Origin of the sequence: Actinomadura rubrisoli, assembly GCF_004349215.1 — a bacterium.
Lineage (GTDB): Bacteria > Actinomycetota > Actinomycetes > Streptosporangiales > Streptosporangiaceae > Spirillospora > Spirillospora rubrisoli.
In genome coordinates this window covers 20,225-33,006 of record NZ_SMKU01000066.1, presented here as the reverse complement: position 1 = coordinate 33,006, position 12,782 = coordinate 20,225, and the positions used below count along the sequence as shown (strand labels likewise).

Annotated in this window: 14 protein-coding genes; 6 read left to right on the top strand and 8 right to left on the bottom strand. The window is 73.4% G+C overall.

From position 1 onward, the window contains the following. The 6 genes from E1298_RS15450 to E1298_RS15425 form a co-directional block, all read right to left on the bottom strand. Nucleotides 1-1,000 (bottom strand): ABC transporter ATP-binding protein (locus E1298_RS15450; protein WP_131893707.1); only part of this gene is annotated, 1,000 nt, incomplete at its 3' end. Beyond that, nucleotides 990-1,430, bottom strand: coding sequence for a lasso peptide biosynthesis B2 protein (locus tag E1298_RS15445; RefSeq protein ID WP_131893705.1), 441 nt, complete (start codon nt 1,428-1,430; stop codon nt 990-992). The genes E1298_RS15450 and E1298_RS15445, both read right to left, overlap by 11 nt. After that, the gene (locus tag E1298_RS15440) at nt 1,427-1,678 is read right to left on the bottom strand and encodes a lasso peptide biosynthesis PqqD family chaperone (RefSeq protein WP_131893703.1); all 252 of its coding nucleotides are present in this window, start codon (nt 1,676-1,678) and stop codon (nt 1,427-1,429) included. Before E1298_RS15440 ends, E1298_RS15445 begins: the two co-directional genes overlap by 4 nt. Before the next feature lie 21 nt (nt 1,679-1,699). After that, nucleotides 1,700-3,553: a lasso peptide isopeptide bond-forming cyclase gene (locus E1298_RS15435; protein ID WP_131893701.1), complete on the bottom strand. Its 1,854-nt coding sequence runs from the start codon at nt 3,551-3,553 to the stop codon at nt 1,700-1,702. A gap of 18 nt (nt 3,554-3,571) precedes the next feature. Continuing rightward, nucleotides 3,572-3,679, bottom strand: coding sequence for a keywimysin-related RiPP (locus tag E1298_RS15430; RefSeq protein WP_131893699.1), 108 nt, complete (start codon nt 3,677-3,679; stop codon nt 3,572-3,574). Nucleotides 3,680-4,109: 430 nt separating this feature from the next. Further along, nucleotides 4,110-5,009, bottom strand: a complete 900-nt coding sequence (locus E1298_RS15425) for a phosphotransferase enzyme family protein (RefSeq protein ID WP_131893697.1) — start codon at nt 5,007-5,009, stop codon at nt 4,110-4,112. Between the two features lie 125 nt (nt 5,010-5,134). Between E1298_RS15425 and E1298_RS15420 the strand changes: the two genes are divergently transcribed. The 5 genes from E1298_RS15420 to E1298_RS15400 all read left to right on the top strand — a co-directional run bounded on the left by E1298_RS15420 (nt 5,135) and on the right by E1298_RS15400 (nt 10,887). Beyond that, complete coding sequence (locus tag E1298_RS15420) at nt 5,135-7,372, top strand: MMPL family transporter (RefSeq protein WP_131893695.1); 2,238 nt, start codon at nt 5,135-5,137, stop codon at nt 7,370-7,372. A 5-nt stretch (nt 7,373-7,377) separates the two neighbouring features. Then, nucleotides 7,378-8,550 carry a sensor histidine kinase gene (locus E1298_RS15415; protein WP_131893693.1) on the top strand — a complete coding sequence of 391 codons (1,173 nt, stop codon included), beginning with the start codon at nt 7,378-7,380 and terminating at the stop codon, nt 8,548-8,550. Continuing rightward, nucleotides 8,547-9,197, top strand: coding sequence for a response regulator (locus E1298_RS15410; RefSeq protein ID WP_131893691.1), 651 nt, complete (start codon nt 8,547-8,549; stop codon nt 9,195-9,197). Before E1298_RS15415 ends, E1298_RS15410 begins: the two co-directional genes overlap by 4 nt. A 53-nt stretch (nt 9,198-9,250) precedes the next feature. Beyond that, nucleotides 9,251-9,778, top strand: coding sequence for a GNAT family N-acetyltransferase (locus tag E1298_RS15405; protein ID WP_131893689.1), 528 nt, complete (start codon nt 9,251-9,253; stop codon nt 9,776-9,778). A gap of 86 nt (nt 9,779-9,864) precedes the next feature. Next, nucleotides 9,865-10,887, top strand: coding sequence for an SGNH/GDSL hydrolase family protein (locus E1298_RS15400; RefSeq protein WP_243725606.1), 1,023 nt, complete (start codon nt 9,865-9,867; stop codon nt 10,885-10,887). Here E1298_RS15400 and E1298_RS15395 read toward each other — a convergent pair. Then, nucleotides 10,856-11,458 (bottom strand): TetR/AcrR family transcriptional regulator, encoded by a 603-nt coding sequence (locus E1298_RS15395; protein ID WP_131893687.1) that lies wholly within the window; start codon nt 11,456-11,458, stop codon nt 10,856-10,858. The two genes, E1298_RS15400 and E1298_RS15395, sit on opposite strands and share 32 nt — an antisense overlap. A 71-nt stretch (nt 11,459-11,529) precedes the next feature. Between E1298_RS15395 and E1298_RS15390 the strand changes: the two genes are divergently transcribed. Next, nucleotides 11,530-12,105, top strand: coding sequence for a dihydrofolate reductase family protein (locus E1298_RS15390; protein ID WP_131893685.1), 576 nt, complete (start codon nt 11,530-11,532; stop codon nt 12,103-12,105). Between the two features lie 31 nt (nt 12,106-12,136). Here E1298_RS15390 and E1298_RS15385 read toward each other — a convergent pair whose 3' ends face one another. Further along, nucleotides 12,137-12,778 carry a hypothetical protein gene (locus E1298_RS15385; RefSeq protein WP_131893683.1) on the bottom strand — a complete coding sequence of 214 codons (642 nt, stop codon included), beginning with the start codon at nt 12,776-12,778 and terminating at the stop codon, nt 12,137-12,139. Between the last annotated feature and the right edge of the window lie 4 nt (nt 12,779-12,782).

Below are 12,782 nucleotides of genomic sequence, written 5' to 3'. Positions count from 1 at the left end.
GTGTGTTGGGTGGGGTGGGGTGGTCGTCGGTTTCTTTTGGTAGGGCTAGGGCTTCGGATATTCGGTGGACGGCTCCGGTGCCCTGTTGGACGGCGCTGAAGGCTTCGAAGATCGAGCCCAGGGGTGCTGTCAGGTACAGCATGTAGAGAAGGAAGGCGACCAGGTCGGCGACGGAGCCCGTTCCGTCGGCGACGCGCATTCCGCCTACCAGGAGGACCATGAGGAAGGAGCCGGTCACCGCCAGTTCGGTGGCGGGGGCTACCAGGGCGTCGAAGCCGGCCATCCGGATGTTGGCGGTGTAGGCGGCCTTGGCGCGGCCGCCGATGCGGGTGCTCTCGCGGGTTTCGGCGCGGCCCGCCTTCACGGTGCGGATCGCGCTGAGGGCGCGTTCCAGGTCGGCGGCCATCTCGCCGGTCGCCTCCCTGCCGCGCAGCGACGCGGCCCGCATGCCGCGCAGCGCGACGGCGAGGACGGTGCCCGCGACGGCGACGATGGCCGCGACGCAGAGGAAGAGGGCCCAGTCCAGCCACAGCATCAGCGCGATCGTCGCGGCCAGGCCGATGCTTCCGGTCACGGCGTCGGTGAGCCCGCCGGCGATGATCTGCCGCAGCGCGAGGGTGTCCGCGTCCGCCCTGGAGATCAGGTCGCCGATCCGGTGGCGGTCGTACACGGGCATGCGGAGCCGCAGCAGGTGGTCGATCAGGTTCAGCCGGACGCCGAGGACGATGCCCTCGCCGGTCCGGGCGAGCTGGAAGCGGACCAGGGCCTGCACCAGGCCCTGGACGGCGAACAGCGCGACCAGCGAGGCCACGGCGTACCACGGCGTCCGGGCCGATCCGGCGGTCTCGATCACGTCCCGCGCGACCAGGGGCTGGGCCAAGCCCAGCGCGGACGCCAGCAGGGTCGCCGCCACGGTGGCCGCGATGGCGCCGCGGTGGCCGGCGGCCAGCCGGAGGACGTCGCGTATCCCCGCGGTGTTCCGCCGGCCCTCAGCGTCCACGGTCCCCGCCCTGCCGCGGGGGGACGGTGATCAAGGGCGTGAGGTAGCCGTCCGGCACGTCCTCGTCGACGAGGCGGCCCTCGGCCTCCACCCACGCGTGCGCGCCGAACGGCGGCATCACGCGGGCGCCGACGCACCAGCTCGGCCAGGCGCCCCGCATCCGGCACAGCAGGACGGTCGCCAGCGACCGGGGCAGGCATCCCCGCGGGCCGAGGCAGGCGAGGCTGACCGCGAGCACGGCGTCGCGCGCCGCCTTCGCCTGGTCGTAGGTGGCCGGCGCGGCGCCCCTGGACAGCAGGCCGAGGACGGAGCGGATCCGCGCGGGCGGGAGGAGGGCGACCAGCCGGGCCAGGACGACGGCGAGCCGGGCCGCGGCGCGGCGGCGCAGCGGGCCCTTCGGGGGGCGGTGCAGCGCGCTGGGGACGGTCACGGCTTCACCAGGCCGGCCGTGCGGAGCTGCCCCACCAGCACCGTGACGTCCCGCAGCGCCCGCGGCTCGTCGATGTCGAACTCCTCGGCCAGCGCCGCGGCGGCCTCGGCCGGGGTCCTGCCGTCGGCCAGCAGCCGGACCACCCGGGCCGCGGTCGGGTTGAGCTGGAAGTAGTCGCCGCTGCGCTCGTCGAGGAGCACCGTGCCGTAGGCGGTGTCCGTCGTGGACACGCCAGGTCGCAGGTTCATCCGGTCTTCCCTTCTTGGGGCTCATCCCGGGGATGGCGCACCGGCGGGCCGGGCGCTGGGCTGCTCCAGGGTGCGCAGCCAGACCTCGCAGCCGATGGTGGAGTACAAGATCGCCTCTCGCAGCGCGGGCGTGTCGGGGCGGGCCGCGAGGGCCTTCAGCCGCTTGCCGTCGACCAGGCCGAGCCGGACCAGCCGCGAGTCGTCCCACAGCTCCATCAGGTCGCCGCTGTGCTCGCGCAGCCCGTCGGCGGCGTCCATGGACGCCTCCGCCTTGTTGGCCCGTTGGAGGCACTCGTCCGGGACGATGCCGCGCATGGCCGCGACGAGGACCGGCTTGTAGCGCCACGGGGTGACCCGGTCCTCGGGGCGCACGGCGAGGCAGGCTTCGATGACCCGGTCGTCTAGGTAGGGCGAGGCCATCGGGAGGCCGGCGCGGGCGCTCATCTGCTCCCACTGCCGGATGATGCGGGTGCAACCCCGGATGGCGTGCAGATCCACGTGCTGGCCGCGATCGGGTGCCAGCGGCTCGGCGGTCCGGGCGGCCTTGCGCAGCACCTCCCTCGCCGCTGCCTCCGCCTCGGGCGTGACCCAGTCGAACAGGCGCGGAGCCATGTCCCAGCCGAGCATGCCGGTGACGGCCGGCCGCGTGGGCGCGCGGAGGTCCGCCGCCGCGTCCGCCAGCCACCGGCGGTAGGGGCGGCCGTCGGCCAGGGCGCGGCCGGTCGGGACGAGCGGCCAGTCGAACAGCGCCCGGAAGCCGCGCAGCCGCCGCAGCGCGAGGAGCGGCCGCCTGCGCAGCAGCCCGTGGTAGTGGGCCTCCGAGCACCAGGCGACGTGATCGCCGCCGATGCCCGTCATGTGCAGGCGGCTTCCCTTCGCCAGCAGCCGGGGGATGTGTTCGAGGACCCGGGCGCGGTCCATCATGCCGATGCTGGGCTCGTCCAGCGGGTCGTCGATCTCCAGGAGCCCCTCGTAGACCAGCGGCGAGTCCTCGGCGGGCCACACCGCGTGCTCGACGCCGGGCAGGTGCGCGGCCGCGCGCCGCGCCCACATCAGGTCCTCGTCGGCCGGGTCCCGGCCCGGCCAGGTGGCCGCGACGACCCCGGCGGCGCCGCGGGCGGCCAGGAAGCAGATCGAGGTCGAGTCGAGGCCGCCGGACAGGTCGCAGCTCACGACGCCGCCGTGCGCGGTGCGCGCGTCGACCGCCTCGGTGAGCGCGGTCCTGATGTCCTCGGCGGCGGTGGCGAGCGGGCGCACGGCCTCGGGCGGGGTCCACCAGCGGCGCACCCCGGTGCGGCCGTCCGGCTCCACCACGAGGTGGCGGCCCGGTTCGACGGCCCCGATTCCGCGCCACAGGGGCGGGTGGAGCAGCGGATGCGGGACCGGCCACAGCAGGCGCGCCGCGACCTGGCGCTCGTCCAGGGCGGCCCCGGTCAGGGCCGCGAGCACGTCGGCGCGGTCGGCGGCCACCGTGACGCCGTCCACGCGGGCGTGGAACACCAGCCGCAGCCCGGCGGCGTCGCCCTGGACGCGCGTCCGGCCGTTCAGGGCGGCGACCAGGTGAAAGCTTCCCGGCAGCGCGCGGACGAGCCGGTCGAGCCCGGCGAGGTCGCGCAGGCGCCCGGCCTCCCGGGCCAGCCGCCCGGCGCCGATCGGGCAGGTGCCGATGATCGCGATCCGGGCGTCTCCGGCCGCGGCCTCGGTCATCTCGGCGTCGGTCCAGCGGCCCGCGAGCCAGGGCCGCCCGGAGGGGTGTCGCAGGATTCGTACGGGCGGTGTGGGCAGGCCCGAGGCCACGGCGAGGGCCGCCTCGTGGTCCGGAAGGACCACGAAGGACGCCTCGCCGTGACCCGGCATGCCGTCGTGATCAGGCATGGGCTGTGAGCGCCTTGCTCAGTTCTTGCTGAGGATCAGACGATCGCGGCCGTGGCGCTGAAGCAGGCCGGTGTCCTTGCGGAAGGAGCCGGCCGCCACGAGGACGGGTGTCTCGTACTTCTTCATTTCTCCTCCTCTTGCCGTGGGTTTTCCGGGGAGATCTCCCGTGTTCCGCCTTCCGCGAATCACCGCGAAATACGAAACGCGTGAAGCATGACATCCAGGTGCGTCCTTGGCCATCCCCGTCCATTTCCGATCTTCCGGGGGTCGGGATGATCGAAAGGGCGTACAAAGAGGAGAAATCGGTATAAGGTAAACATTCTCCCTGGTATGGGGTTTCCGGTAAGGCGTTCGGCCTATCCCTGCGGACACGTTTCAATGACGGCGCCGAACAGTGTCTGTACCGCGACGTGACGTTCGGCGACGGGACTTGGTGCGAATTCATGGCTTATCGCGGCGGGCCTCGATGGTCCAATATTCGGGCCGGGGAGAAGCGCGCGAGAGGCGCCGTCGGCCTTTCCGTCCGCCCTTATGATCGAGGACGCCGGATGGCCGCTTATGGCCTCAGGTCGAAGAATGATTCCATGCGGCGCTTGTGGTATTCGAGGTCGTCCTCGTCATGCTCGACGCCCCTTTTCCGCGCCACGTGGAAGTAGGCGGTCTCGCGGCGCAGGCGGTGCCGGATCAGCTGGGCGACGGTCTCGTCGTCCATGGGGCCCGCCGTCCCGCCCGCCTCGTGGTAGTCGGCGACGAACCGGCGCCGCCGGTCGGGTGCGCCGGCGTCCTCGTCCGCCCATTCGAGGGCGGCCGAGGCCACCTCGAACTCGGGCGTCGTGACGAAGGACTCGTCCCAGTCCAGGACGGCCACGAGCCGGCCGTCCCGCGCGAGCGTGTTCCCCTCGTAGTAGTCGCCGTGCACCGGCTGGCGGACGGGGTTGCGGCGATGGAAGTCGGCCAGCCACCGGTCGAGGGCCGGGTCGGCCAGCTCCGGCACGTCCACGGGGCCCTCCCCGTACAGGCCCGGCTCGGCGAAGGACGCGACCGGACGCGGCGGCGGGGCGTAGGAGGCCAGCGCGCGGTGCAGCCGGGCTAGGAGCCGCGCGCCCTCCACACGGACCTCCGGCTCGTCCGGGTCGGGCCACTCGCCCGCGACATGGGGCCACAGCGACAGGGGACGCCCCTCGGCCCGGACGACCGTGGCGCCGTCGCGTGCGCGCAGCGGGGCGACCGCCTCCGGCATGAGCGCCGCGGCGTGCAGGGCGACCCCGTGGGCCCACTCGGACGCGGCGTCCGTCCGCCAGGCCGGGCCGACGCGCACCACCAGGTCGCCGATCCGGTACGCGGCGGACTCCTCCCCGCCGAACAGCCGCTCCGCGGGTCCGCCGAGGTCACGCCCCCACGCCCGCTCGGCCGCCCGCCGCATGCCGTCGGTCAGGGACGTCTCAACGTAGATCATCAGATCACGATAGTCACCGCCTGCAGGGGCGGCCGCCGGGGCCCGGGGGTCCACCGATCGGTGGACGGGAGGTTCAATCGGTCGGGGCTGTCGGCGGTGGCGGGCCGCTGACCAGCATTGACGGTATGAGAAACCTCACTGTGCGAATGGCCCGATGGAGTGCCGGGCATCCCTGGCGCGCCATCGCGGGGTGGTTCCTGTTCGTCGCGATGTGCCTCGGCGTGGGCCTATCGGTCGGCGGTCACCCCGCCGGGACGGCCGACTTCCGGGTCGGCGAGGCCGGACGGGCGGAGGCGATGGCGGCCGAGGGCGGGCTGCAGCAGAAGCCCGTGGAGCGGGTGCTCATCTCCGGCAAGGACGGAGTCCAGGCGTCCGGCGGCATGGACGCGGCCGCCCAGGACATCAGCGGACGGATGAAGCGGCTCCCCGAGGTCGAGTCGGTCGGGGCTCCGGTGCGGTCGGCGGACGGCAGGGCCGTCCGGGTCGATGTGACCTTGCGAGGGCCCGAACTCGAAGGCAGGAAGCACGTCGAGCCGCTGCGGGCGCAGACCGCGCAGGTGCAGGCCGCCCATCCGGGGCTGCGGGTGGAGGAGACCGGCGCGCCGTCCGTCAGCAAGGGCGTGGAGGAGCTGCGGGGCGAGGACCTGTCGCGCACCGAGGTGATCGCGCTGCCGGTCACGCTGCTGACGCTGCTCCTGGTGTTCGGGTCGCTGGGGCTCGCGGTGGTGCCGCTGCTGCTGGCGCTGTCGTCCATCGCGGCGTCCGTGGGCCTGTCGATGCTGGCCTCGCACGTCTTCCCGGACGCGGGGGTCGGCACCAACGTCATCCTGCTGATCGGCATGGCGGTCGGCGTGGACTACACCCTCTTCTACCTCAAGCGGGAGCGGGAGGAGCGGGCGCGCGCCCAGGGCCGGCTCAGCCCGCAGGCGGTGGTGGAGCTGGCGGCGGCCACCTCGGGACGGGCCGTGGTGGTGTCCGGGCTCGCGGTCGCGGTGTCGAGCGCGACGCTGTACCTGGCGGACGACGTCATCTTCTCCTCGATCGCCACGGGAGCGATCCTCGTCACGCTGGTCGCGGTGGCGAGTTCGCTGACCGTCCTGCCCGCGCTGCTGGCCAAGCTCGGCGCACGGGCCGAGCGCCGCGCGGCGCGCAAGGCCGAACGGGCCGCGCGGCAGGGCAAGACCGCGCGGCAGGGCAAGACCGCGCGGCAGGGCAGGACCGTCCAGGGGCGCGGCGCCGCCCGCCGGACGGGCACCGGACGGATCACGGCGGCCATGCTGCGGCCGACGAGCAGGCACCCCGCCGCGACGCTGGCCGTGTCGGTGCTCGCGATGATCGCGCTGGCGCTGCCCCTGCTCGGCCTCAACCTGACCGACATGGGACGGGAGACCCACCCGCGCGCCATTCCCGCCATGCAGACCTACGACCGGCTGACCGCCGCTTTCCCCGAGCTGAAGGCCATGCACCAGATCGTCGTCCGGGCCGAGCCGGGACGCGCGGACGAGGTCGCCGGCGCGCTGCGGGAGCTGGCGCGGCGGGCCGAGCGCGACCCGCGCCTGACGGGGACGGCCGAGCTGCGTGCCTCGCACGACGGGCGGATCAGCCTGCTGGAGCTGCCCGTCCCGCACTATGTGAGCACGAAGGCGGCGCGGACGTCGCTCAAGGACGTTCGAAACGACTATGTCCCGGCGACGGTCGGCCGGCTCGGCGTCGACGTCGCGGTGACCGGGGACGTCGCCCGTTACGCCGACTATCCCGAGCATCAGAAGCGGAAGCTGCCGCTGATCATCGGGACGCTGCTGCTGGTGACGTTCGCGATGACGGTGCAGGCGTTCCGGTCCGTGGTCCTCGGCCTGGTCGGGGTGGTGCTGAACCTGCTGTCGGCCGGCGCGTCGCTGGGCGTGCTGGTGGTGGTCTTCCAAGGGACGTGGGCGGAGCGGCTGCTCGACTTCACCTCGACCGGGTCGATCGGCTCGCGGGTGCCGCTGCTGCTGTTCGTGATCCTGTTCGGCCTGTCGATGGACTACCAGGTGTTCGTGATCAGCCGGATCCGGGAGGCCGCGCTGCGCGGCGTGCCGACCCGGCAGGCCGTGCTGGACGGCGTCGGCGGGTCGGCCGCAGTGGTGACGAGCGCCGCGTTCGTGATGGTGACGGTGTTCGCCAGCTTCGTGTTCCTGCACATCATCGAGATGAAGCAGATGGGCTTCAGCCTCGCGGTGGCCGTGCTGCTGGACGCCGCCGTCATCCGGATCATGATCCTGCCCGCGCTGATGCTGCTGGCGGGCGACCGGGTCTGGTGGCCGTCGCGGAGCGTGCGGCGGGCCCTCGAAGGGGCCGGCCGGCCGCTCGAAAAAGTAGGCTGACCGGCATGGACGAGCGGGTGCGGCCGGGCGACCGGTTCCAGGTACTGCTGGGGTGGTACTCCGTCCTCTGGGTGGTGTTCGGCCCCGTGCCCAACATCATCGCCGCGCTGGACGACCCCGGCGCGCTGAGGTACTGGGCGCTGGCGCTGCCGGCCGCCCTCGCGCTCTGCTTCGCCGTCCTGAAGATCTTCCCCCGCAACCCCGTCGTCCGTCCGTCCGCCTTCCTGGGCGCGCTGCTCGCCGGCCTCGGCGCGATCGCCTATCTGCGCAGCGGCGGCGCGGCGCTGTACATCGTGTCGCTGCCGCACTTCTGGATCCTGGCCCGGAGCCCGCGGCGCTCGATCATCCTGACCGTCGCGGGCGGCGCCGCGACGCTGATCGGCGCCGCGATCCGGCACGCGGACCTGACCGGCAACGCCGTGTTCACCGTGATCGGCTGCGCGGGAGGCGTGCTCCTCGGGCTCGGCGCCCACTGGTTCGCCGAGCAGAGCGAGGAGCGCGCCGCCCGGCTGAGCGCCGAGCTGGAGGCGACGCGGAGCCGGCTGGCCGAGGCGCACCGGCGCCAGGGGGCCTCGGACGAGCGGGAGCGGCTCGCGCGGGAGATCCACGACACGCTCGCGCAGGGCTTCGCGTCCATCATCGTCCTGGCGGAGGCGGCCCGCGCCGGCCTGGACACCGACCCCGGCAAGAGCGCCAAGCAGCTGAGATCGATCGAGCAGACCGCGCGGGAGAACTTCACGGAGGCGCGCGTGCTGGTCGGCTCCGTCCCGCAGAGCGGCGTGGCCCCCGCCTCCATCGCGCGGACGCTCCGCCGCACCCTCGACCGGTTCGCCGAGGACACCGGCATCGCCGTCAGCGCCGACCTGCCCGACGTCGACTGCGACCGGCCGACCCGCATCGCGCTCCTGCGCTGCGCCCAGGAGTCCCTCGCCAACGTCCGCAAGCACGCGGGCGCCGCCGCGGTCGGCGTCGTCCTGGAACGGCATCCGCACGGCGTCGAGCTGGAGATCACCGACGACGGCCGCGGCTTCGCGGTGGGGGAGTCCCGCGGCTTCGGGCTGGACGGCATGCGCCGCCGGCTCGCCGAGCTCGGCGGGGAGCTCACCGTGACCAGCTCCATCGGCGACGGCACCCGTGTCCTCGCCATGATCCCCATGAACGGCCAGGTGGCGACATGACCGATGGCAGGCTCCGCGTGATCGTGGTGGACGACCACAGCGTGATGCGCGCGGGCGTGGTCGCCCTGCTGGCCCCCGAGCCCGGCATCGAGATCGTCGGCGAGGCGGGCGACGGCCGCGAGGCGGTCGAGCTCGTGGAGCGCCTCGCGCCCGACGTGGCGCTGATCGACCTGCGGATGCCCGTCCTGGACGGGGTGTCGGCCACCGCCCGGATCGCCGGGGGCGGGACGGGGACCCGCGTGCTGATCCTCACCACCTACGACACCGACGCCGAGATCGAGCGCGCGATCGAGGCCGGCGCCGTCGGCTACCTGCTCAAGGACACCACCCGCGAGCAGCTCGCCGACGCGATCCGGTCGGCGGCGCGGGGCGAGACCGTCCTGGCCCCGCGGGTCGCGGAGCGGCTCGTCGCCCGCATGCGGCGGCCCGCGCAGGTGCCGCTGACCGCCCGGGAGGTGGACGTGCTGAACGCGGTCGCGGACGGCCTGTCCAACGCCGACATCGGCAAACGGCTCGTCATCGCCGAGGCGACGGTCAAGACGCACCTCCTGCGCGTGTTCGCCAAGCTCGACGTCAGCGACCGCACGCACGCGGTGGTGGTGGCGATGGAACGCGGCCTCCTCCAGCGCCCGGGCGCCTCCCGGTGACCCCCGCCCGGGACGGGTTCGGCCGGGGCCGCGCGGCGTCCTACGATCGCGGCATGGAGGTCGAAGTGCGCCCGGCGGGGCCCGCGGACATGGCGGGCCTGCCCGCGATCGAGAACTCGGCGGACGAGGTGTTCGCCGCCGCCGGGATCGTGTTCCCGCCCGGCCCGACGGTGATCGAGAAGATGATCGAGGACGCCGCGGAGATCATCGTGGCCGGCGATCCGCCGGTCGGGTTCGCGGCCGTCGAGCCGCTGGACGGCGCCGTGCACCTGGAGCAGATCGCGGTCCGCGCCGACCTGATGGGCCGGGGCATCGGCGTCCGCCTCCTGCGGGCCGTCCGGGACCGGGCCGCGGCGGCTGGCTCGCCGGGCGTGAGCCTGCTGACCTTCCGGAACGTCCGCTGGAACGCCCCCTGGTACGCCGCGCACGGATTCGCCGAGCTCCCCGAGGACCAGTGGGGCCCCGGCATCCGGTCCCACTGGAACGACGAGATCGAAGGCGGCCTCCACGCCCTGGGCCCGAGACTGGTCATGTGGGCGCCCACCTCCCGGTCCGCCGCGAACGCTCGCTCTACTTTGTAAAGGCGGGAACCCGGGAGGGTTCCTGGACGTCTGCCTCATGGAGCCGGAGGAGGATGATGACGAGTCCGGGGTCTTGGCTGCGATCGGTGCGTGAGCGTCTCGGCGAGCGGGGTGTGGCCGTCGTCGTCCTGGTGGGGCTGGTGGCTCTGGCGATCGTCCCGCTGGTGGCGATGCCCGCCGTCCGGTGCGAGGTGTTCGGGGCCGGCTGCCGCGAGCGCGGGCCCGAGCCGGAGGTCCGCGCCGACCCGGTGGCGGCGCCCGGGAGGCCGCTCACCGCGGTCCAGGCGGCGACCAGGGGCTCGTACGCGGCGCTGGGCGACTCGTACTCGGCGGGCGTCGGGGCCGAGGCGTCGGTGGGCGACCAGAATCCGCTCGACCGCTGCCACCGCACGTCGAAGGCGTACTACAACGAGGTGGCCAAGGCGTTCCCGTTCCCGAAGGGCAGCGCGTTCTGGGCCTGCTCCGGCGCCACCACGTCCGACTTCCTGACCGGACGGCACGGGGAGCCCCCGCAGCTCGGCCGCGTCGGCGCCGACACGAGCCTGGTGACGCTCAGCGTCGGCGGCAACGACGTCGGGTTCTCCAAGGTGCTCGCGGGCTGCGTGGTGAAGCTGCCGTGGAGCAAGAGCTGCACCGAGCAGGGCAACGACATCGCCGGGCGGATGGCCGACCTGCGCCGCGACCTGCCCGACCTGATCGACAAGATCCACGCGCGCGCCCCGCACGCCCGGATCGTCCTGATGGGCTACCCGAAGGCGTTCTCCGAGGTGAAGGGGACCGGCGGCGACAACCTCAGCGTGTCCGAGCAGCAGTGGCTGAACGCGCGGGCGTACGAGCTGGGCCAGCTGATCCGGCAGACGGCCGCGGAGGCGGACGCGCGGATCGTGGCCAGGCGCGGCCAGGGCAGCGTGGAGTTCGTCGACGCCTACAGCGCGTTCGCCGGGCACGAGGTCGGCAGCTCGGACCCGTACATGAACGGCCTGGCGGTGAACCTGTCCGCGCTGCAGGCCGAGCCGCGCAGCTACCACCCGACCGTCAACGGCCAGCACGCGCTGGCGGGCCTGTTCATCGAGCAGATCAGGAAGGGCCCGGGCCGTCCGGTCTCGTGACCGCCGGAAGGACGCGTTCCACAGCGTCCGCCACCAGCCGCCGCACGTCCTCCTCGGAGAACACGCCCGGCAGGGTCAGGCGCTCCACGATCAGCCAGTTGAGGGCGAGGTAGAGCAGCCGCACCGAGGTCGCGTCGCCCGGCAGGCCGGATTCGAGGTGGTGGGCGACGTTGGCCTCGACGTCCGCGCGCACCCGCTCGGTCAGCACGTCGCGCAGCTCGGGCCGCCTGGTGGCCTCCAGGCGCAGCTCCAGCAGCGCCAGGTAGCCGGTGCGGAAGGCCGAGATCCGGCCGACGATCTCGCGCAGCAGCTCGGTGACCCTCGCGGCGTCGCGCGGCCCCTCCCGGGTGCCGGCGAGCGTCGTCGCGTCCGGCTGCAGCCGCTCGTAGATCCGCCCGCCCGCCTGCGTGAACAGCTCGTCCCGCTTGGCGAAGTAGTTGGACGCCGTGCCCGCGGGCACCCCGGCCTCGGCGTCCACGGCCCGGAACGTCAGGCCGCGCGCGCCGTCCCTGGCCAGCACCTCGATCGCGGCGTCGACGAGCGCCGCCCTCCGCTCGGGGTTCCTCCGCATATTGACACCACTCCAATTGTAGTACTACATTCAAATTACTACATACAGAGTACTACGAATGGGGTGCACGTATGCGAAAGCTCGTCTACTACGTCGCCGTCAGCATCGACGGCTACATCGCGGGCCCCGGCGGCGAGATGGACTTCTACCCGCTCGCCGACGACATGGCGGCCTGGATCAACGAGCGGTATCCCGAGACCCTCCCCACCCACGTCCGCCTGCACGCCGGGCTGGAGGACGCGCCGAACAAGCGGTTCGACACCCTCGTCATGGGCCACGGCACCTACCGGCCGGCCCTCGACATCGGCGTCACCAGCCCGTACGCGCACCTGCGCCAGTACGTCGCGTCCACCACGCTGGCCGGGATCGCCGACCCCGCCGTGGAACTCGTCCGCGACCCGCTGGACACCGTCCGCTCGCTCAAGGCCGAGGACGGCGGCATGGACATCTGGCTCTGCGGCGGCGGCAAGCTCGCCGCCGCCCTGCTCCCCGAGATCGACGAGCTGATCGTCAAGACCTACCCGGTCGTGGCGGGCGCGGGCATCCCCGCCTTCTCCGGCGCGTTCCGTCCCACCCTGTTCACCCCGGCCCACCGGGAGACGTTCAGCAACGGCGCCCAGGCCACCTGGCTGACCCGCACCCCGTGAGACCCCGGACGAGGACGCGACCCGCGAGCGGTCAGCCGTTGCGGACCATGAGCCACTCGGCGTTCTGGACGTAGTAGCGGAGATCGTCGCGCAGGGCGGTGACGACGGCGTACATGTGCGCGGCGCCGTAGACGACGGCCACGTCGACCGGGTCGCCGTGGCGCTCCGCGTGGATCTGGGTGAGCGTCGCGACGAGCCGTTCATCCCGATCGTCGACGACCGCCTTGCGGAGCATGCGGGCCATCCGGCCCTGCACCCAGCGGTCGTCGTGCTCGTCGGCCTCGTCGATGCCGCGGATGCCGCGCGGGTCCCGATGGCGGCCGAGCAGGCGCAGGCCCACCGCGGCGGCGGAGTCGACGGCGGTGTCCAGAAGCCGCTCGGCGCCCGTCCGGTCGCGTTCGGGTCTCTCGCTCTCGAAGATGACCGGTACGCCCAGGGACTCCAGGTCCAGCGCGTCCAGCTGGTCGACCAGGCCGTCCCAGCGGAGCCTGGCCATCTGCTCCTGGGCCGGGGCGCTCCCGGACGGCCCGCCCTCGGCCACGATGAGGGCGCAGCGGGCGGCGCGCTCGGCTACCTCGTCGTAGAAGCTCCGCTCTCCCACGTGGAGCATGGGGAAGAGCACGAAACGCAGCGGAGATGTCCGGCGCCCCAGGGTGAGGACGGCCGATCGCACGCCG

What these genes read in the sequence shown, in the direction of transcription:
- E1298_RS15395 (WP_131893687.1), bottom strand. Translation starts at nt 11,458, where the DNA reads ATGCGGAGGAACCCCGAGCGGAGGGCGGCGCTCGTCGACGCCGCGATC.
- E1298_RS15425 (WP_131893697.1), bottom strand. Translation starts at nt 5,009, where the DNA reads ATGATCTACGTTGAGACGTCCCTGACCGACGGCATGCGGCGGGCGGCC.
- E1298_RS15415 (WP_131893693.1), top strand. Translation starts at nt 7,378, where the DNA reads ATGGACGAGCGGGTGCGGCCGGGCGACCGGTTCCAGGTACTGCTGGGG.
- E1298_RS15440 (WP_131893703.1), bottom strand. Translation starts at nt 1,678, where the DNA reads ATGAACCTGCGACCTGGCGTGTCCACGACGGACACCGCCTACGGCACG.
- E1298_RS15420 (WP_131893695.1), top strand. Translation starts at nt 5,135, where the DNA reads ATGAGAAACCTCACTGTGCGAATGGCCCGATGGAGTGCCGGGCATCCC.
- E1298_RS15430 (WP_131893699.1), bottom strand. Translation starts at nt 3,679, where the DNA reads ATGAAGAAGTACGAGACACCCGTCCTCGTGGCGGCCGGCTCCTTCCGC.
- E1298_RS15410 (WP_131893691.1), top strand. Translation starts at nt 8,547, where the DNA reads ATGACCGATGGCAGGCTCCGCGTGATCGTGGTGGACGACCACAGCGTG.
- E1298_RS15390 (WP_131893685.1), top strand. Translation starts at nt 11,530, where the DNA reads ATGCGAAAGCTCGTCTACTACGTCGCCGTCAGCATCGACGGCTACATC.
- E1298_RS15405 (WP_131893689.1), top strand. Translation starts at nt 9,251, where the DNA reads ATGGAGGTCGAAGTGCGCCCGGCGGGGCCCGCGGACATGGCGGGCCTG.
- E1298_RS15435 (WP_131893701.1), bottom strand. Translation starts at nt 3,553, where the DNA reads ATGCCTGATCACGACGGCATGCCGGGTCACGGCGAGGCGTCCTTCGTG.